Origin of the sequence: Streptomyces sp. NPDC049040 (genome assembly GCF_043197715.1) — a bacterium.
In the GTDB taxonomy this organism is placed as follows: domain Bacteria; phylum Actinomycetota; class Actinomycetes; order Streptomycetales; family Streptomycetaceae; genus Actinacidiphila.
On the sequence record NZ_JBICTO010000001.1, the window covers coordinates 200,367 to 217,107 of the forward strand.

The following is a 16,741-nucleotide window of genomic DNA, read 5'->3' on the forward strand; positions in this document are numbered from 1 at the left end:
TCAACCGCGCAGCGGGCGTTCGAGTACACGGAGAGTCTCATGGGGTCAGCTCAGCTGGTTACGGTGTTCGGCGCCTACGGTCACACCGGGCGGTTCGTGGTCGCGGAGCTGGCCGCGCGCGGATTCGTCCCGGTACTGTCCGGGCGCAACACGCAGACCTTGGAGGAGATGGCCCACGAACACGGGCTGGAGGCCCGGGTGGCGTCGGCCGAGGACCCTGCTTCGCTGGACCTGGCACTGGCGGGCACGGCGGCGGTCATCAACTGTGCCGGCCCGTTCGCCTCGACCACCCGACCCGTCATCGAGGCCGCGCTCCGCGCGAAGATCCCGTACCTGGACGTGGCCGCCGAGCTCGAGGCCAACCTCGACACGTTCGCCCACTACCGCGAGCGGGCACGGAACGCGGGAGCGGTGATCGTCCCGGCCATGGCCTTCTTCGGCGGCCTCGGCGACCTGCTGGCCACCGCGGCGATGGGCGACTGGACCCAAGCCGACGAGGCACACATCGCCTACTCGCTGAGCAACTGGCACCCCACCGCCGGTACCCGGCTTTCGGGCGCGGTCTCACGCGAGCGACGCGGCAACCACCGCCTGCGCTACAGCGGCGGGCGCTGGGAGCGCCGCACCGACGCCGCGCCCACCCTGGAGTGGACCTTCCCGGAACCGATGGGCCCCCGGCCGGTGATCGGGGAGTTCACGATGGCGGACGCCGTCACCGTCCCCCAGCACCTCACCATCCCCGACGTGACCACCTACATGAGCGCCGAGGCGGCCCGAGACATCGCTGCCCCTCACACGCCGGCCCCGACCGCCGCCGACGCGAGCGGGCGCTCGAACCAGACCTTCCTCGTCGACGTCGTCGTCCGCTCCGGCGGAACCGAGCGCCGGGCCACGGCCGCCGGCCAGGACATCTACGCCGTCACCGCGCCCCTCGTCGCCGAGGCCCTCGAGCGGGTCCTGACCGGCCGCACCAAGACCGTCGGCGTCGTCTCCGCCGGCGAGATCTTCGACGCCCCCGACTTCCTGCAGGCGCTCGACCCGCACATCACACTCGAGTTGCACCCGCAGAAGCAGAACGCTTGACCCCGGCCATCCGCCCCTGCCCCCGGCCGCGTTCCCTCAGCGACCGTGGCGACGTGGACGTCCACGTTCGATTCCCTCACCCGCACACCAGGACAAGCTGCGGGAGGCGGCCGAGGGGAAGCTGAGCGCCATTACGGCCTGGCCGCTCTCCTCGTTCCTGAGGCGTCAGGCGTCCTTGAGGACACGGGCATCCTCCCGGATGGCAGCAGTAGGTGGAACGGGGACGGCAAACTGCTGGTTCGATCGGTCTGCGAGGGCTCAAAGGTCCCCTGCTCCCGGCGCTCCGGCACAATTACGACGCACTCAACCCGCATGCGGCCGAGAATCCTCCATGGAACCGATCGACGCCGCACACGCCGTTGTCGAGGAACACCACCCCGACGCACGAGCCGCGTTCCTCGGCGGCAGCGTCGTCACCGGCCGCCGCACGGCGACCTCCGACCTGGACATCGTGGTCCTGCTGCACGGCGCCCCGGCGCCCTACCGGCTGAACGTCCACGCGCACGGCTGGCCCGCGGAGCTGCTCGTGCACACCGAGGAGTCCTGGCGCACCTTCGTCGTACGCGAGGCACCTCACCGCAGCTCCCCCTCATGTGGATGTGCGCGAACGGCGTCCTGCTCCTCGACCGCGACGGAATAGGCGCACGCATCAGCGCCCATGCCAAATCGCCGGCCGACGCCGGGCCTCCCCCGACCCCCGCCGAGGAGATCGACGACCGCCGCTACGCCCTCTGCATAGTGGCGTCCGGCAGGCCCTCGAGGGCCAGACTTCGCCACTGGTCGCCGCCGTCGACGAGGTCCTGGACCAGGCAGGAGGCCGATTCTGGGACAACTACCGGCGTAGCGGCACCCCGTAGACAGCCGAAAGCACGCCCGCGCATCGCGACTTCCCCCGCGGCAAGGCACCGGCGCCTCAACCGGCCAGGGCTTCGCCAAGCTTCTTGTAGGCCCATGGGGAAACCCTGCGGCAGGCCTCCGGTTCGGGAGCGAACAGCTTCCGATTGCTGCGAGCCCGGTGATCCCCGTAGCGGACCGAGCAAGCCGTCACGCACCGCAGCGGCAGAACGAAGCGTGCCCCGAAATGCACTTCGCCGCTGAGTCTGGCCTGCCCTTCGCCGTAGCCGTAGACGTAGCCGTAGCCGTAGACGAGGAAGGCGGGACTCCCCAACTGCCGGAGCGCGCCACACCGTCGATCTCCCATGAAAGCTTCTTGCGAGGAGGATCCGGTCGCCACGGTATCCAGTTCTCGGCTTCGAGGTACTCCCGCCACAGACCTGGACACAGCCCAGCACGACCTGCTGTCCTTCGCCGCCTTCCGACGGGAAATCTGGCGGCAGATCTGGTCGAACAACCCGCAAGAACGGCTCAACAAAGAGATCCGCCGCCGCACCGACGTCGTCGGGATCTTTGCGGACCGCACCGCACTGACCCGCCTGGTCGGTGCGGTCCTGGCCGAACAGAACGACGAATGGACCGAAGCCCGCCGCTACATGAGCCGCGAACTCCTCACAAAAGCCCACATCCACCCGATCGAGTCAGAAACCACCGCGCCCGCCCTGCCCACCGAACTGACCGCATAGCCTCAAATGAGATCACCGAGTGGCCGTCGATACACCACTCCAGCGGACGTGACCGATCTTGGTCCGTCTCTCCCAGCAGGCCGGGCTGGGCCACGGAAGGCGCCTGATCCGTTCGCTGCCCGCTGGCCGGGGGTACTTCTCGCCCGAGCCTGGCACGCGCCCTACTGTGAGGGCACAGGGCGAGGGGGGAACTGTTGTGATCAGTGAGCCGGAGATGACGGATGAACGAGGCAGCGACCTGCCCGGCGATCTGCTGAGCAGCACAGGCGATCCCGGTTCCGGAACCACAGCGGTCCGCAAAGCCCGGCCGTGGCTGTGGACGGTCGGCGGAATCGTGCTGACCTCGGCGGTGTGGGCGACGATCATGCAGGGGACCGGCAGCACGGCTCCGGACCTGCACGGCTACCACCTGAGCGGCAACCCGTGCAGTGGCGCGGCTCTCAACCCCCTCAAGAGCGCCGTGGGTACGCGGAGCTTCGCTGCGTCCAATGCGACAGTGAGCAAGGGCCCTGCACTGGACAGGCTGTCGTGCGTCCTGACCACCGCGTCGCGGGCCGGCGACGGTTGGGCGACCACGTACACCATCAGCGTCAGCATCGACCTGCACAAGAAGACCGACCCCCGCGCCGAGTTCGAGAACTCCCGCGACGCCCAGGTCTCCAGCCTTCCCGGTGGTGGAGCGGGCGACAGCCCGATGATCGCCGTCGCCGACAGCGGTTTCACCTCCGCAGCCGACGTGCACCCCGTCACCGGTGTCGGCGACGAGGGATACCTGCTGACGCCCCGCGGCCCAGGCCAGACCCTGGAAGTCCTCCACGGCGGCGCCATCCTCACCCTCCAGATCACCGGCTACACCGAATGGAACGGCCCCGATCAGCCCGCAACGGACGCAGGCGACCCGCCGAAGGAGCCGGACCTCACCCACCTCCGCCCGGCCATGACCACGGCGATGCGCCACCTGATGACGTCCCTGGCCTTCTGACGCGGCGGTCGCCCATACGCCGCCTGCGGAGAAAGACAGAAGCCCGACGGCGTCCCGCCCGGACGGACTCGGGAACGGTTCCCGCCGCTCCTGCGTGACCTGTCTACGTGTTGTCGGCTGGCGACGAGTGGGACTCGATGAGAGCACGGACCTTGGCAGCGTGGCGCTGACGACTTGCGTGGCGCTGGCAGTGGGCGCGTGCGGTCCGGAGAAGTCGAAGGATGACGCGGACGCGAAACCCTCGCAGTCTTCGACGTCCAGGCCGACGGCTCAAGCGCCGTCGGGCACGCCGTCCGCTTCTGCTCGGCCCGAGACGCCGTCGGCCAAGCCGACAAACGGCCCCAAGTCCTCGCCCAAGACAGGCGGGCGCGATCAAGCGGTACGAGGCCTTCCTCCACGCGGTCGGCGACGAGGACATCGACACGGTCTGCGATGTGGCCGGGCCGCCGCGAAGGAGGCCAGGGCAACGGCTTCTGCCCGTGCACCTCGACGTTCCTCGTCACCTTCCAGATGATCTCGCCCGCGCAGAAGAAGGCTGACCGTTGCCGCCCGCGGGCCCGGACGGCGCACGACCCGCCACCCGGCGCCGGTCATCGGCTCGCATCGGCTGACAGCCCCAGGCGTCCGAGCCGCCGCCCCACGCCCCCCGCCCCGTAATGCGTGAGCTTTTCGGCGCTGCGACCTGCACGATGTCCGCATGTCCAGCACTTCCGAGGCGAAGCCCTCCTCCCCCTCCGCGGCTTTCGAGGCCGCGCTGACCCGTACGGCAGCCGACCGCCGCGGAGCCGACCGTGATCTCGTCGAGGCGGTGCGCGACATGGACGTCGCAGGGGAGTCCGACACGGCGCTGGAACTCCTTGCCGCGCGTCCGCGCGTGGTGCTGCGACTCGACCGGGCCGTGCGGCTGACGGCGCGGCGTCGTTACGAGCAGGCGCCGCGCGGTGACCAGGGGGAGGAGCTCCTGGCGGCCGAACTCAGCCCGCTCGGCGTTGCGTTGGCCTCCTGCCACCCGGACGGGCGGGTACGGAGACGGGCCGTTGACAAGTTGCAGGAACTTTTGGGCGGACGCCAGGCCACGCTCACCCTGGCGCCGTTCCTGGTCCTGCGCACCGCGGACTGGGCAAGGCCGGTACGGGACCACGCCCGTGGGACGCTCGCGGTGCTCCTGCACGACCAGCCGAAACACCTGGTCCCGGCCGCGACTCCACTGACGCTGCTGCTCAGCAGGCGGGAACGGGGAAGCTTCGCCCGGCAGCAGCTCGTGAGCGCGCTGGCCTCGGAACCGGGGACCGCCGCCTTCGACCAGCTCCTCGCCTCACCGGACCCGCGACTGCGTCGGTTCGCCCTGCAGACGGGGCTCACAGGCCGCAGGCTTTCGCTCACGACCCTGGCCGCGATGGCGAAGCGGGACGGTGACCGCCGTTGCCGCGAGCTGCTGACGGAAGCGGCCGTACGTGAGGCTGTATGGGCGGAACGGGACGACCTGCTGCGGCAGCTCGCGGCGAGCAGCCACCGGGAGGTGCGCCTGCTCGCTCTCGTCGGGCTCGTCAAAAGAGGGCTCGCCGCCGAGGTCACCCCCTACCTCGGCGACGCCTCGGCCCTGGCCCGTGCCGTCGCACGGGATGCCGCCCGGCGTACCGGCGCGGACGCGCTCGCCTGGTACCGCGCGGCGGTCAACACCCCGACCCCTGGGGCGATCGCCGGCCTCGCGGAATCCGGCCGGAAGGAGGACTCCGGGCTGCTGGCCCCCTTGCTCGGCCACCCGGAACCGCTCGTGCGTGCCGCGGCCATCCGCGGCCTGCGCACCATGGACGCCGTCCCGGTCGACGACGTCGTCCCGCTGCTGCGCGATCCGTCCACCAAGGTGATCCGCCAGGCGACCGCCGCACTTGGCACCCGCACCGCCCAACTGCCGCCCGGGCTCGCGGAGTCCCTGCTGGCCGACCGCGACCGCGCGGCCGTACGGCGTGCCGGGTACCGCCTCCTGCACGAAACCGACCCGCTCCGGCGGCTCCACACCGCCCTCAGCGTCACCGCCGACCAGGACCCCCGACTCTCCCGGTGGGCCGCCGACGCATCCGCCACGCTGATCCGCAGCTTCCACACCTCGCCCTGGTATGCCGGAACCGGCAAGGCCGTCCCCCCATTCGACCCGACCCCCGACGAGCGGCGCGACCTGCTCACCCTCGCCGAGGCAGCCGGACCGCGGCTGCACCACCTGCCGCGTCAACTGCTCCTGGAGCGCCTCGACCCCAAGTCACTGTCGGCAGAACTCCTCCGGGTCCGGTACGGCCCCCACCCGGACACGAAGATCCCGCTCCTGGACGTCGAAGCCACCTTCACCGCCCAGGACCCCGACCAGACCATCGCCCGCATACGCGAAGTCCTCCTCGCCGTCCTCCCGTACGCGGCCGGCCCCGCCGAAGCATGGCCCGCCGACGACCGGTGGCCGGACATCCTCCCGGCCTGGTTCGTCCAGCACCGCGCGCCCGAGACCCCCGCACACCAGGACGGCTCCGGGGCCTGGGCGACCTGGTGGCGCGGCCTGACCGGGCAGCAGCGCGAGACCGGGATCAGCACGGACGCGGCCGCCGGCTGGCGGCTGCCGGACTGGCTCGGCCCCTTCGCCCCCGGCGGGGCGGGCGACAGCCGCAGCTGGCGATGGTGGAAGGGCGGGGCCAGAGGCCGTAGCACCGGCTGGGTCCGGTTCAGCATCGACGGACGCCGCTACGGTGGGCGCCGCGCCCTGCTCCTGCTGATGGAAGCCGCAGGCGGCTACGACATCGACCTGCCCTGAACGTTCACAGTGCGGCCCGTCCGCAGCTTCCCACGGACGCCGTTCGACCCGCTCGGCGCGGACCCATGGGCCTGCGCCGACCACAACCTCCAGGGCAACCCCGTCGCCCAAGCGGTCACACGGACCAAGGCCACCGGCCCGGTCCAGTGCTGGTGCTGGTGCTGGTGCTGATCACCTTCGATGCCGGGCTGCCGCCCCGCCTCCGGTTGCCACCGATGAGTTCCGGACGCGCGCTGCGTCTACACAGGCATGGACACCAAGAACCTCGCGAACCTCTACGAGTTGCCCGCCCTCGAATGGTCATCGGTCACCGGCCGGCTCGACGCCGGATGCGACCAGGCGCCCGGCTCGGGCGGCCCCGGCAGGCACACGACATGGCTCACGAGCATCGATCCCGACGGCAGCCCGCACGTCACCCCGATCGGCTCGCTCTGGATCGACGGCTGCTTCTGGTTCGAGACCGGCCAGACCACCCGCAAGGGCCGCAACCTGGCCCGCGACCCGCGATGCACCGTCGCGATCGCCACCCTCGAGTTCGACCTCGTGGTCGAGGGCACCGCCGAGGTCGTCACCGACCGCGACACCGTCGCGCGGCTGGCCGCGGTCTGGGCCGAGGGAGGCTGGCCCTGCGAGGTCGACGAGTCCGGCACCGCGCTCACGGCGCCCTTCAGTGCGCCGTCGGCCGGGAAACCGCCGTGGTCCGTCTACCGCGTCACCGCCCGGTCGGCCTACGCCACCGCCACGGTCGAGCCGGGCGGCGCCACCCGCTGGACCTTCTGAGCCGAGCCTGGGCGGCCGGCGCCTGGGTTGTCGGCGCCTGGGTCGCCCCGAGGGGGCCGGGCGAAGGAAGTACCGAGAGCGCCTGCTCGCACCGGGCGCCGCTTGGGGGCGGCTGTCCTCGGGGCGGTCTCAGCACTCCGGCCGGACCTCGCCACGGGAGCACGCCCGTACCTGTGCCGCGGGGACGTGTGCCTGTGCTGCCAGAGCGGCCCCACGGGCGGTATGGTCGATGGTATGGCAACCAAGAAGTACACCGTGACGCTGCCGGAGGAGCTGGCCGAGGAGATCCGCTCCGAGGTCGGCCCGGGGGGCTTCAGCCGCTACGTCACCAAGGCCGTGGAGCGCCAGCGCGAGCGGGAGCGGTTGCACGAGGGCGTCGAATGGTGGGAGTCCGATCACGGCCCCGTCACGGCGGAGGAGCTGGCCGAGGCCGAGGCCGAGCGGAAGGACGTCGAGCGCGCTCACGCCGAGCACGAGGAGCGGGCGCGCAAGACCGCCAATCCCCCCGGGGCTGCCGCGTGAGCGAGGGGCATGCCTACCTGCTCGACAGCGAAGGCCTTTCCCGGTGGGTGCGCGGCGATCGGCGGATGGGTGCGCGCATGAAGGACGCCGACCGCTCCGACATTCCCGTGGTCACCACCTCGATGACCCTCGTCGAGGCCCACCATTCGAAACTTCACCGACCGGCCTGGCGGTGGGCGCTGTCGCGGCTGAGTGTGGAGCCGGTGACCGAGCAGATCGCCAACGCCGCCATCGACCTCCTCCAGGGTGCCGGACTGCATGGCCACAAGTACGCCATCGACGCAGCCTTGGCCGCCGTAGCGCTACGGCGGCCGGGACGGGTCACGATCTTCACCTCCGACGAGGACGACATGCGCAAACTATGCGGTGACCGCGTGGTGGTCGTGAAGCTCTGACACGCGCCTTCGCGCGCTCGGGGACGGCACCATCCAGCAGGCCAGGGCCCTGATCCCGCCGGGCCCCTTCCAGCAGGCCAGGGCCCTGATCCCGCCGGGCCCTTCGGATTGGGCACGTCGGGGGTTCTCTGGAAGGGGTCGTGCGCGGCCTCCGCAGTGGCTCGGCCGCATTGCCGCCGCTGCCGGTGACTCCCGTGTCGCCCCGCTCCCGGCAGGCTCTCACCGAGCCGCCCACGCCTTCACGACATCCGCTCTGACCTGGTGTTTTCTGCGAATCGGCCTACGCTGGGCAGGTCTGCTGAACACCTTCGGAGGGGGCTTCATGGGTGAGGATGCCACGAGGTACGACGCTGCTGACATCACCGTGCTGGAGGGCTGGGAGGCCATTCGGAAGCGGCCCGGGATGTACATCGGCTCGGTCGCGGAACGCGGCCTGCATCAGGCGGTGTTCCAGGTGCTGGACTGGTCGGTGAACGAGGTCCTGGCCGGCCGTGCCACTTCCGTCGACGTCACGCTCACGCCCGACGGCGGCGTACGGGTCGCCGACGACGGGGCGGGGGTCCCCATCGAGGCCGCAGGGGACACCGAAAGTCCCGGCCTCGAAGCTCTGCTGACCAGCATGCATACGAGAGCGGAAGCCAACGGCCGTAACTGCGCGATCATTTCCGGGTTCGGCATCGGCCCCTTCGTCACCAACGCCCTGTCGAGCCGCCTGACGGCCGAGGTGCGGCGCAAGGGAACCCGCTGGGTCCAGCAGTACACGCGCGGCGTCGCGGACACCCCGCCCTCCGCCGTGGGACCGGTGGACGGCAGCGGGACCACCATCACCTTCTGGCCCGACCCCGGCATCTTCGAGACCGTCGCGTGCTCGTTCACCGTGCTGGCGGAGCGTTTCAGGGAACTGGCCTTCCTGAACCGGCGGCTGGCGATTTCACTGACCGACGCGCGCACTCCGGGCGAGTTCCAATCGCTACGGTTCCGCTCCCCCGGCGGGGCACGGGACTTCGTCGCCTTCCTCGACGTGTCAGGGGGTGGGTCCGTGTATCCGGACATCATCAACTTCGAGTGGGAGGACCAGCGGATGGCGGGCACGGCGGAGGTCGCCCTGCGGTGGCGCGCCACCCGCGACGAGCGGGTCCGCGGCTTCGCCAACAGCCTGACCACCTCGTACGAGAGCACGCATATGGCGGGCTTCCGCGAGGGCGTGGCTGCCGCGATCACCGCGTACGGACGGGGGCATCGGCTGCTGACGGCCTCCGACCCTGACCTGAGCGCCGACCGGATCGGTGAAGGTCTGACCGCTGTCGTGTCGGTGAAGCTGGACTTCCCCGAGTTCGAAGGTGCCACCCGCGGCACACTGGGCAACGCCGCCGTACGCAGCTGCGTCGCGCAGGCCGTCCAGGATCACCTCGGCACCTGGCTGGAGACGCACCCGCGCGAGGCCGCGACCATCATCGACCGGATCGCCTCGGCCGGCCACAGGAGTTGAGCCGCGCCTGACCGCCCCGCCGGGCCCTGCGGACGGGACCGGCGGGACGCTCGACGCCGAACGGCAGCCGTCGGCCCTGTGGATCACCGTTGACGCCGACGACCAGCAGTTGACGAGCCGGGACCGACCAGATGTCAGCCGCAGGGGCCACAATCGCTCCATGCTGATCGTCGTGTGCGGGCTGCCCGCCACCGGAAAGACCACCCTGTCACGACGGCTCGCGCGCGGGCTGAGGGCCGTTCATCTGAGGATCGACACCATCGAGCAGGCCATCGTGCGGTCGGGGGCGGCCGGACGGCCGCTCGGGCCTGTCGGTTACACCGTCGCGCACGCGCTGGCCGTGGACCACCTGCTGCAAGGGCTCGACGTGGTCGCCGAGTGCGTCAATCCGGTCGCCGCGTCCCGGGACGGCTGGCTCGGTCTGGCCACCGACCTGGAGGTGCCGTTCGCCGAGATCGAGGTGGTGTGTTCCGACCCGGCGGAACACCGCCGCCGCGTGACCGGGCGGACCGTCGACATTCCGGATCTGCCGCTGCCCACGTGGGCCGACGTCGAGGCTCTCGCGTACGACACCTGGTCACGGGACCACATCGTGGTCGACACCGCGCACCGGACCGTGGAGGAGTGCCTGCGCGAGATCGACGAGCAACTCCCGGCCGCCGGGCCGGAGGCGTCCCGACGCTGACCGGCGGCGGAGGCGCGAGCGGTGGGACGGGGCAGGGCGAAGGTGGTCAGCGCGTCGAGTCCAGGGCCGGGCCGAGCAGTTCCAGCGCCTCCGCCCAGCGGAATCGCTCGGCGGCCCCGCCCGACGTCGGCGGATGCGACTCGCGGGAACCGACCATGACACCCATCCCGCGCAGCCGGGCCAGACTCTCCCGGTACGCGGGATGCGCGGCCATGGCCGCGTTCACGTAGGGCAGGACAGCGGTCGGGATGCCGAGCCCGTACGCCTCGCAGAGAATCCCGAGCGCCAGGGTGTCGGACACCCCGGCGGCCCACTTGTTGATCGTGTTGAACGTCGCCGGCGCCACGGCGATGGCGTCCGGGGGCGGCAGCGGACGCGGATCGCCGGGCAGCCGCCACGCGGACCTGATCGGGTGACCCGTCTGCGCCTCCACGGCCGCGGCATCGATGAAGCCGAGCCCCTGCGGCGTGGCGACCACCCCGACCCCCCAACCGCGGTCCTGCGCCATGGTGATCAGCGCGCCCACGTCGCCCGCGACGCCCGCCGCACACACCACGACGTAGAGGAACGGTTCCGGTCGCTGGTCGGACGACTCGTTCATCCACCACTCCCTGGTCGACAAGACGGGACAACGATCTCCGAGCGCGTCCTCGGATTCACAGCCCGAGCGTCGTACGGACGTCGGACAGCCGCTCATCCTTGATGCCGGCGGATGCCTCTCCCAGGGCGACGGCACGGGTCTTGAAGCCGTCGCTGCGGTGGAAGACCGCGGCCCCGTACAGGCCGTCCGTGATCGCGACGACCTCCTCGCGGCGCAGCCGGTGCGTCGTGAGCGGGTTGACGATCACCACCGTCTCGCCAAGGATTTCGACCCGTGGGCGAAGCAGCACCAGCCCCCAGGCCAGGGAGAGTGCCGCGGCGAACGCTGTCGCCACGGTGGCCTGCACCGCCTTCCCCTCGGTCCGATCGACCGACCAGGCCAGCCAGGCACCCAGCACCGCCAGTACGGCCAGTGCCCAGAAGAGCCCGGCCCCGACCATCAGCCGCGGGTGAACCCGCCACACCGCCGTATCCCCGCCCTGCTCGCGCATGCCCTCATTGTGCGGCGCAGTGGGTGACGGCTGCCGTCGATATCGGCCGAGCCGGTCGTGGACTGGGAGGAACGTTACGCCTGCCCATAAAGCGGCCAGGAGCGATCGATCTCGGGCGAAACACGTGATACGTTCTGTCACCAGTGAACTCAATAGGGTGACCCCGGCAGCGCTACCAACGCTCCGGGGTCCGGCACAAGGAGCAAGACCTCCTCATGCAGATCCATCGTATCCGCCACACGCGCGGTTTCACGGTCCTGCCCAACACGCTGCTGCAAGATCGGCGGCTGTCCTACACCGCCCGCGGTCTGCTCGCCGACCTCCTCTCCCGCCCCGACGGCTGGCGCGAGGACGGCCGCCACATGGCCGACACCAGCCCCCAGGGCCGCCTCACCGTCGCGAAGGCCCTGCGCGAACTGGCCGCCTTCGGCTACTACCGCGTCGAACGGGTACGCCGCCCCGACGGCACCTTCGTCACCCAGACCCACGTCTACGACAACCCGCAGGTCGGACCGGATGCCGTACATCCGGGCCCCGGTCGATCGGCGGACGGCTCCCGTGACGCCCACCCCGTAAAGAACCGTGGGAAAGAACCCACCCTCCCCGCCCAGCGAGTGGCCCAGGGCGGGCGGCCGGACACCCCACCCACGCCCCCGAACCCGGTGCTCGCCGAGGCGGCGGCACTGCTGCACCGGGTGACGGCGGCGGAGCCGCGCCTGCGGCTCGGTACGGCCGAGGCCATAGCCCTCGCACCCCTGGTGGCGCCCTGGCTGGAGCGCGGCCTCGAACGGCGCGATCTCTCCCACGCCCTCCTGCTCGGCCTGCCAGAACGGGTCCACAGTGCGACGGCCTTCCTGCGCGACCGCCTGACACGCAAGCTGCCCCCGGCCGGTGAAACGGCCGCCCTGCCGGCGCCGCCTCGGCGCCATGAATGCACAGGCTGTGCACGGCCGAACCCGCACGAAGGCCTTTGCCGCACCTGCGCGGGCCTGGACGCCGTCCCGCCCGAAGTCGCGGACGAGCGCGCCCGTACCGCCGCACGCGGCCGCGCCTTGGTCCGCGCCGCCCTCGACGGCCACCACCAGGGCATGCTGACGGCGGCAGGAGCCTGACCTCAACCCCGCCTGCCGGGCGGCATATTCTGAGGGCTGTGGGGGCGAGGGGGGAACAGCTGTGATCAGTCAGCCGGAAATGTCGGACGAAGCTGCCGGTGAACCGCCCGACGACATGCTGAGCGGGTCAGGCGATCCGGCTACCGGGGCCATACAGGTCCGCACACCGCGGCCGTGGCTGTGGGCGGTCGGGGGAATCGCGGTGGCCTCGGCGGTGTGGGCGGCTGTCCTGCACGGGACCGGCGGCGCCGCTCCCGACCTGCACGGCTACCGCCTGAGCGACAACCCGTGCAGCGGCGACGCGCTCAACCCGCTCAAAACCGCCGTGGGCGGACCGGGCTTCACCGCGTCCAACGCGACAGTGAGCCACGGTCCCGCGCTGGACAAACTGTTCTGCGTCCTGAACAGCGTGTCGCAGGCCGGGAACGGACAGGAGACCGCGTACACCATCGGCGTCGGCGTGGAGCTCCACAAGAAGACCGACCCTCGTGCCGAGTTCGAGAACACCCGCCACGCCCGGGTGTCCAACCTCCCCGGCAGCACGGGCGGTTCAAACGGCAGCCCGTTGATCGGCGTCGCCGACAGCGGTTTCACCTCGGCCGCCGATGTGCATCCGGTCACGGGCATCGGCGACGAGGGATACCTCCTGTCGTCCCACGCCGCCGGGCAGACCCTGGTGGTCCTCCACGGTGGCGCCGTCCTCACCCTCCAGATCACCGGTTACACCGAGTGGAACAGCACCGACGGGTCGGGCGCGGGCCCCGGCGACTCAGCGAAAGACCCCGACCTCACGCATCTGCGCCCGGCCTTGACCTCGGCGATGCGCCGCCTGATGGCGTCGCTGGCCTCCTGACCGGGCCCCGTCCGGGATCTCGACGGTCACCGATGACTTTCGGTCCGGCCGGGAGTCGGTAGTGGGAAGGCACCCGACCGCCCGGAGGCATCATCATGTCCACCAGCAGCAAAGCCCTGCCGCCCGTCGTCGACGCTTCCGCCTGGGAGGAGGAGTTGGCGGCCCTGCGGGTGAGGGAGAAGGCCGCCACCCGTGAGCTCGACGCCATCGCGGCCCAGCGCCGCCGGCTGCCGATGGTGCGGATGCCCGAGTACGTCCTGGAGGGCGAGGACGGCCCGGTCCGGCTCGCGGAGATCTTCGGCGACCACCCGCAGCTGATCGTCTACAACCACATGTGGCACGACGGCGCCGACTGGCAGTGCACGGGCTGCACCGGCTTCACCTCGCAGTTCACCCGGCTCGCGGGCCTGGAGAAGTTCGACGCCCGCTTCGTGATCGTCACCCAGGGCCCGATCGACGAGGCGCTCGCCTACCGGCGCAAGGTGGGCAACACGATGACCTGGTATTCGACGGCGCACAGCACCTTCGGCAGCGACGTAGGGGCCCCGCCGAACGGCGGCTTCGCGGTCAACGTCTTCCTGCGCGACGGCGACACGGTCTACCGCACCTGGCACACCGACGGGCGCGGCACCGAGCAGCTGAGCCACCTGTTCGGCCTGGTCGACCTCCTGCCCTACGGCCGCCAGGAGGAGTGGCAGGACTCCCCCGAGGGCTGGCCCAAGTCGCCGACCTACAGCCGCTGGGCCACCTCGCAGGAGATCGCGGCGGCCTACGGCGAGGGCCGCGGCTGACGTACCGGTCGCGCCGGAGCCGGACGAAGCCGGACGACCGCACGAAGCGGCCGGCGGCCGCCCGCCCGCCGGCCGCGGGACGCCACCCGCAGCCCACCCCGGGACGATTTGCCATCTCTTTACAATCGGCCCTCCCGCTCCCCCGTCTCTCCCTCATGGATCCACCACCCAGCCCGCCGGACAAGCGCGCGGGCGGAGCGAAGAGGGAGAGCAGAGCATGCGCCGAACCATCCTCAGCGTCGTGGCACTGGCGTGCACGGCCGTACTGGCGGGCACCGTGCCCGCGTTCGCCGACGGGACCCCCCGGCCGACCCCCACGGCCGCAACGGCCGCAACGGCCAGGCCCGCGACCCCGGCCCCCTCGAGGCCGACGGACCGTACGACGGCACCGGCACCGGCTCCCGCCCGGCGGCCCGGCACCGTCGCCGTCGTGCCGAAGGGCGCGCCCGACACCGGTGTGGTGCCGGCGGCGGGGTCGTCCGGAAGCGATGACGGGCTGATCGGCGGGGGCGCCGCCGCCGCGATTGCCCTCGGTGGCGCGGCGGTCTTCCTCGTACGTCGTCGGCGGTCGGCCCTGGCATGACCGTGTTCTCCAGGCGCGCCTTCGCCACCGCGGTGGTCGCCCTCGCCCTGTCGCTGGCGGGTTGCGGCGGCCACCAAGCCGGCCCTGACGCGCCCGCGCACACCCCGGGTACGGCGGCACCGTCGTCGCGGCCCGCGGTGAAGTCGGTTGCCGCGCTGGGGCGTTCGGTCCCGGTCAGCCTGCAGATCCCCGCCATCGGGGTCGACACCCCGCTCATGCAGCTGGGGCTGGCCGCGGACGGCACCGTGCAGGTCCCCCCGATCGAGGCGCACGACAAGGCGGGCTGGTACCGCTACTCGCCTACGCCGGGGCAGATCGGCCCTGCGGTCATCCTCGCCCACGTCACGGTCGGCACATACGGTGACGGGGTCTTCCGCGATCTCGCGCGGTTGCGTCAGGGCGACCGGATCGTGGCGCGTCTGGAGAACGGGACGGCGGCGGTCTTCACCGTCGACGAGGTACGCACGGTCGCCAAGGCGCACTTCCCGACCGACGCGGTCTACGGGCCCGTGGACCGCCCTGAGCTGCGGCTCATCACCTGCGGCGGCCCCCGCGGCGGTGACGGCTACCTCGACAACGTGATCGTCTTCGCCACGCTCGCTCCCGCGAACCCGTGAGCCGCCGTTGAACACCACCCGGGACCCGGGCCGATGGAACGTACGCCGTCGGCCCGGGCTCTCTCCCCGTGAGTCCTGCGGAACGCGCATGGCCCATGGGCTCCGCGGATCCCGCGGGGCCCACGGGATCCGCAAGGCCCACGGGCTCCGCAAGGCCCACGGGCTCCGCAGGGCCCATGGGCTCCGCAAGGCGTACGGGCCCCGCAAGGCGTACGGGCCCCGCAAGTCCCGCACGTGCAGCCATCACCCTGGAGAGCGTTGAAACGGTCCCGCGAGAAGGCGGCGTCAGAACTGTTCGCCGCCCTCTACCCGCGCCTCGCCGGCTGGTGCCGCCGCCTCGTCGACGACGAGACGGCGCACGAGATCGCCTCGGAGGCGTTCACCCGGCTGTGGGCGCGCTGGACGACCGTGGCCGAGCCCCAGGGATTCCTCTACGTCACCGCGGCCAACCTCGTCCGGGACCACTGGCGCAAGCTGGAGCGCGAACGCAGGACGGTCCACCGTGTCACGGCGGAAACCGCCGTGCGCCTGCAGGCCGAGCAGCCCGACCCGACGGTACGGATGCTCGTGCAGTCCCTGCCGGAAAGGCTGCGCGTCCCGATCCTGCTGCACTACTACGCTGACATGCCCATCCGCGAGGTATCCCTGCTGACCGGGCGCAAGGAAGGAACCGTCATGTCCGACCTCCACACCGCCCGCGAACTGCTGCGCGCGCACCTGAGGAGAAGCCTTGATCGCGCACTCTGACAACGGTCCTGGCTCCTCCGACCCCGACGACCCCCTCACCATCCTGCTGCGGCCCACCCCGGAGTACGCCGGGGCGCCCGCCGGCAGGTACCAGGCGATCCGCCGCAAGGCGGCTCGCCGCCGGCTGCTGCGTACCGCGGCCGGGGTCGGCGTGTCGTGTGCCGTCGCCGCGATCGTCACGCTGCCGCTGCTCCTGAAGTCGGCACAGGACCCGGCGTCTCCCGCGTCCCCGGCGGCCCCCGCCGCCCCGCCGACCGCCACCGGGCCCGTCGACGTACCCAGGCCGTGGGCGTCACCCGCGCCCGTACGGCCCCACCCCACCCCGACGCCCACGCGCACCCGCACCCTCCCCACCCACCGACCGTCGACGTCGCCGACCTCGCGAACGGTCGAACCGTCGGCGATCCGCGGCGGGGGCCGCGCGGTGCCCAGGGACAACTTCCGCCGTTAGGGCCCGAGTCACCTCAGGCGCGGAGCGCCGGGATCCCTCGAAGGGTGTGGACGGCGAGCGGCGGCGGGCGACGGGCAGAGCACACAGGAACCGCATAGGGATATCCCTACCGCTCGCCGCCGGGGCTTACCGGCGGCGAGCGGGCGTGTCCAGACTCCCCCTACGGCAGCGCCACTTGCCGGC

19 protein-coding genes and 1 pseudogene are annotated in these 16,741 nt (G+C 71.6%); 17 read left to right on the top strand and 3 right to left on the bottom strand.

The genetic code is table 11. The features are described from left to right. Nucleotides 1-39: 39 nt before the first annotated feature. Nucleotides 40-1,083: a saccharopine dehydrogenase family protein gene (locus ACGFMP_RS00910; RefSeq protein ID WP_393669460.1), complete on the top strand. Its 1,044-nt coding sequence runs from the start codon at nt 40-42 to the stop codon at nt 1,081-1,083. Between the two features lie 331 nt (nt 1,084-1,414). After that, on the top strand, nt 1,415-1,723 hold the full coding sequence (locus tag ACGFMP_RS00915; RefSeq protein WP_393669461.1) for a nucleotidyltransferase domain-containing protein: 309 nt from the start codon (nt 1,415-1,417) through the stop codon (nt 1,721-1,723). Between the two features lie 273 nt (nt 1,724-1,996). Here the strand turns inward: ACGFMP_RS00915 and ACGFMP_RS00920 are convergent, their stop codons facing one another. Then, the gene (locus ACGFMP_RS00920; RefSeq protein WP_393669462.1) at nt 1,997-2,284 is read right to left on the bottom strand and encodes a hypothetical protein; all 288 of its coding nucleotides are present in this window, start codon (nt 2,282-2,284) and stop codon (nt 1,997-1,999) included. Nucleotides 2,285-2,387: 103 nt separating this feature from the next. On the opposite strand from ACGFMP_RS00920, the pseudogene ACGFMP_RS00925 reads away from it, so the two are divergent. From ACGFMP_RS00925 to ACGFMP_RS00960, 8 genes and pseudogenes are all read left to right on the top strand, one after another. Next, a pseudogene (locus ACGFMP_RS00925) lies at nt 2,388-2,663 on the top strand (transposase); the annotation flags it as partial. A gap of 214 nt (nt 2,664-2,877) precedes the next feature. Next, complete coding sequence (locus ACGFMP_RS00930; protein ID WP_393669463.1) at nt 2,878-3,645, top strand: hypothetical protein; 768 nt, start codon at nt 2,878-2,880, stop codon at nt 3,643-3,645. Between the two features lie 697 nt (nt 3,646-4,342). After that, a complete protein-coding gene (locus ACGFMP_RS00935; protein WP_393669464.1) occupies nt 4,343-6,442 on the top strand; it encodes a hypothetical protein in 2,100 nt (699 codons plus the stop codon). A gap of 249 nt (nt 6,443-6,691) precedes the next feature. Further along, nucleotides 6,692-7,222, top strand: a complete 531-nt coding sequence (locus tag ACGFMP_RS00940) for a pyridoxamine 5'-phosphate oxidase family protein (protein WP_393669465.1) — start codon at nt 6,692-6,694, stop codon at nt 7,220-7,222. A 234-nt stretch (nt 7,223-7,456) separates the two neighbouring features. Continuing rightward, nucleotides 7,457-7,744 carry a hypothetical protein gene (locus ACGFMP_RS00945; protein WP_393669466.1) on the top strand — a complete coding sequence of 96 codons (288 nt, stop codon included), beginning with the start codon at nt 7,457-7,459 and terminating at the stop codon, nt 7,742-7,744. Beyond that, complete coding sequence (locus tag ACGFMP_RS00950; protein WP_393669467.1) at nt 7,741-8,139, top strand: PIN domain-containing protein; 399 nt, start codon at nt 7,741-7,743, stop codon at nt 8,137-8,139. Before ACGFMP_RS00945 ends, ACGFMP_RS00950 begins: the two co-directional genes overlap by 4 nt. A 322-nt stretch (nt 8,140-8,461) precedes the next feature. Then, a complete protein-coding gene (locus tag ACGFMP_RS00955) occupies nt 8,462-9,628 on the top strand; it encodes a DNA gyrase subunit B (protein ID WP_393669468.1) in 1,167 nt (388 codons plus the stop codon). Nucleotides 9,629-9,788: 160 nt separating this feature from the next. Further along, nucleotides 9,789-10,313 carry an AAA family ATPase gene (locus ACGFMP_RS00960; RefSeq protein ID WP_393669469.1) on the top strand — a complete coding sequence of 175 codons (525 nt, stop codon included), beginning with the start codon at nt 9,789-9,791 and terminating at the stop codon, nt 10,311-10,313. A gap of 46 nt (nt 10,314-10,359) precedes the next feature. Here ACGFMP_RS00960 and ACGFMP_RS00965 read toward each other — a convergent pair whose 3' ends face one another. Then, a complete protein-coding gene (locus ACGFMP_RS00965; protein WP_393669470.1) occupies nt 10,360-10,914 on the bottom strand; it encodes a flavoprotein in 555 nt (184 codons plus the stop codon). 55 nt (nt 10,915-10,969) lie between these two features. Next, entirely contained in the window at nt 10,970-11,404 is a 435-nt protein-coding gene (locus tag ACGFMP_RS00970) for a hypothetical protein (RefSeq protein WP_393669471.1), read from the bottom strand. Nucleotides 11,405-11,619: 215 nt separating this feature from the next. Here ACGFMP_RS00970 and ACGFMP_RS00975 point away from each other — a divergent pair, with 215 nt between their 5' ends. From ACGFMP_RS00975 to ACGFMP_RS01005, 7 genes are all read left to right on the top strand, one after another. After that, nucleotides 11,620-12,516 carry a hypothetical protein gene (locus ACGFMP_RS00975; RefSeq protein WP_393669472.1) on the top strand — a complete coding sequence of 299 codons (897 nt, stop codon included), beginning with the start codon at nt 11,620-11,622 and terminating at the stop codon, nt 12,514-12,516. 79 nt (nt 12,517-12,595) lie between these two features. Continuing rightward, the gene (locus tag ACGFMP_RS00980) at nt 12,596-13,369 is read left to right on the top strand and encodes a hypothetical protein (protein ID WP_393669473.1); all 774 of its coding nucleotides are present in this window, start codon (nt 12,596-12,598) and stop codon (nt 13,367-13,369) included. 95 nt (nt 13,370-13,464) lie between these two features. Continuing rightward, nucleotides 13,465-14,160, top strand: a complete 696-nt coding sequence (locus ACGFMP_RS00985; protein ID WP_393669474.1) for a DUF899 domain-containing protein — start codon at nt 13,465-13,467, stop codon at nt 14,158-14,160. 217 nt (nt 14,161-14,377) lie between these two features. After that, nucleotides 14,378-14,743: a sortase-dependent protein gene (locus ACGFMP_RS00990; protein ID WP_393669475.1), complete on the top strand. Its 366-nt coding sequence runs from the start codon at nt 14,378-14,380 to the stop codon at nt 14,741-14,743. Continuing rightward, nucleotides 14,740-15,360: a class F sortase gene (locus tag ACGFMP_RS00995; protein ID WP_393669476.1), complete on the top strand. Its 621-nt coding sequence runs from the start codon at nt 14,740-14,742 to the stop codon at nt 15,358-15,360. The genes ACGFMP_RS00990 and ACGFMP_RS00995 overlap by 4 nt, the downstream gene beginning before the upstream one ends. 258 nt (nt 15,361-15,618) lie before the next feature. Continuing rightward, on the top strand, nt 15,619-16,107 hold the full coding sequence (locus ACGFMP_RS01000) for an RNA polymerase sigma factor (protein WP_393669477.1): 489 nt from the start codon (nt 15,619-15,621) through the stop codon (nt 16,105-16,107). Then, nucleotides 16,091-16,558 carry a hypothetical protein gene (locus tag ACGFMP_RS01005; RefSeq protein WP_393669478.1) on the top strand — a complete coding sequence of 156 codons (468 nt, stop codon included), beginning with the start codon at nt 16,091-16,093 and terminating at the stop codon, nt 16,556-16,558. Before ACGFMP_RS01000 ends, ACGFMP_RS01005 begins: the two co-directional genes overlap by 17 nt. Nucleotides 16,559-16,741 lie beyond the last annotated feature (183 nt).

Coding starts and splice junctions, on each gene's coding strand:
- ACGFMP_RS00910 (WP_393669460.1), top strand. CDS start 40: ATGGGGTCAGCTCAGCTGGTTACGGTGTTCGGCGCCTACGGTCACACC.
- ACGFMP_RS00915 (WP_393669461.1), top strand. CDS start 1,415: ATGGAACCGATCGACGCCGCACACGCCGTTGTCGAGGAACACCACCCC.
- ACGFMP_RS00920 (WP_393669462.1), bottom strand. CDS start 2,284: ATGGGAGATCGACGGTGTGGCGCGCTCCGGCAGTTGGGGAGTCCCGCC.
- ACGFMP_RS00930 (WP_393669463.1), top strand. CDS start 2,878: ATGACGGATGAACGAGGCAGCGACCTGCCCGGCGATCTGCTGAGCAGC.
- ACGFMP_RS00935 (WP_393669464.1), top strand. CDS start 4,343: ATGTCCAGCACTTCCGAGGCGAAGCCCTCCTCCCCCTCCGCGGCTTTC.
- ACGFMP_RS00940 (WP_393669465.1), top strand. CDS start 6,692: ATGGACACCAAGAACCTCGCGAACCTCTACGAGTTGCCCGCCCTCGAA.
- ACGFMP_RS00945 (WP_393669466.1), top strand. CDS start 7,457: ATGGCAACCAAGAAGTACACCGTGACGCTGCCGGAGGAGCTGGCCGAG.
- ACGFMP_RS00955 (WP_393669468.1), top strand. CDS start 8,462: ATGGGTGAGGATGCCACGAGGTACGACGCTGCTGACATCACCGTGCTG.
- ACGFMP_RS00960 (WP_393669469.1), top strand. CDS start 9,789: ATGCTGATCGTCGTGTGCGGGCTGCCCGCCACCGGAAAGACCACCCTG.
- ACGFMP_RS00965 (WP_393669470.1), bottom strand. CDS start 10,914: ATGAACGAGTCGTCCGACCAGCGACCGGAACCGTTCCTCTACGTCGTG.
- ACGFMP_RS00970 (WP_393669471.1), bottom strand. CDS start 11,404: ATGCGCGAGCAGGGCGGGGATACGGCGGTGTGGCGGGTTCACCCGCGG.
- ACGFMP_RS00975 (WP_393669472.1), top strand. CDS start 11,620: ATGCAGATCCATCGTATCCGCCACACGCGCGGTTTCACGGTCCTGCCC.
- ACGFMP_RS00980 (WP_393669473.1), top strand. CDS start 12,596: ATGTCGGACGAAGCTGCCGGTGAACCGCCCGACGACATGCTGAGCGGG.
- ACGFMP_RS00985 (WP_393669474.1), top strand. CDS start 13,465: ATGTCCACCAGCAGCAAAGCCCTGCCGCCCGTCGTCGACGCTTCCGCC.
- ACGFMP_RS00990 (WP_393669475.1), top strand. CDS start 14,378: ATGCGCCGAACCATCCTCAGCGTCGTGGCACTGGCGTGCACGGCCGTA.
- ACGFMP_RS00995 (WP_393669476.1), top strand. CDS start 14,740: ATGACCGTGTTCTCCAGGCGCGCCTTCGCCACCGCGGTGGTCGCCCTC.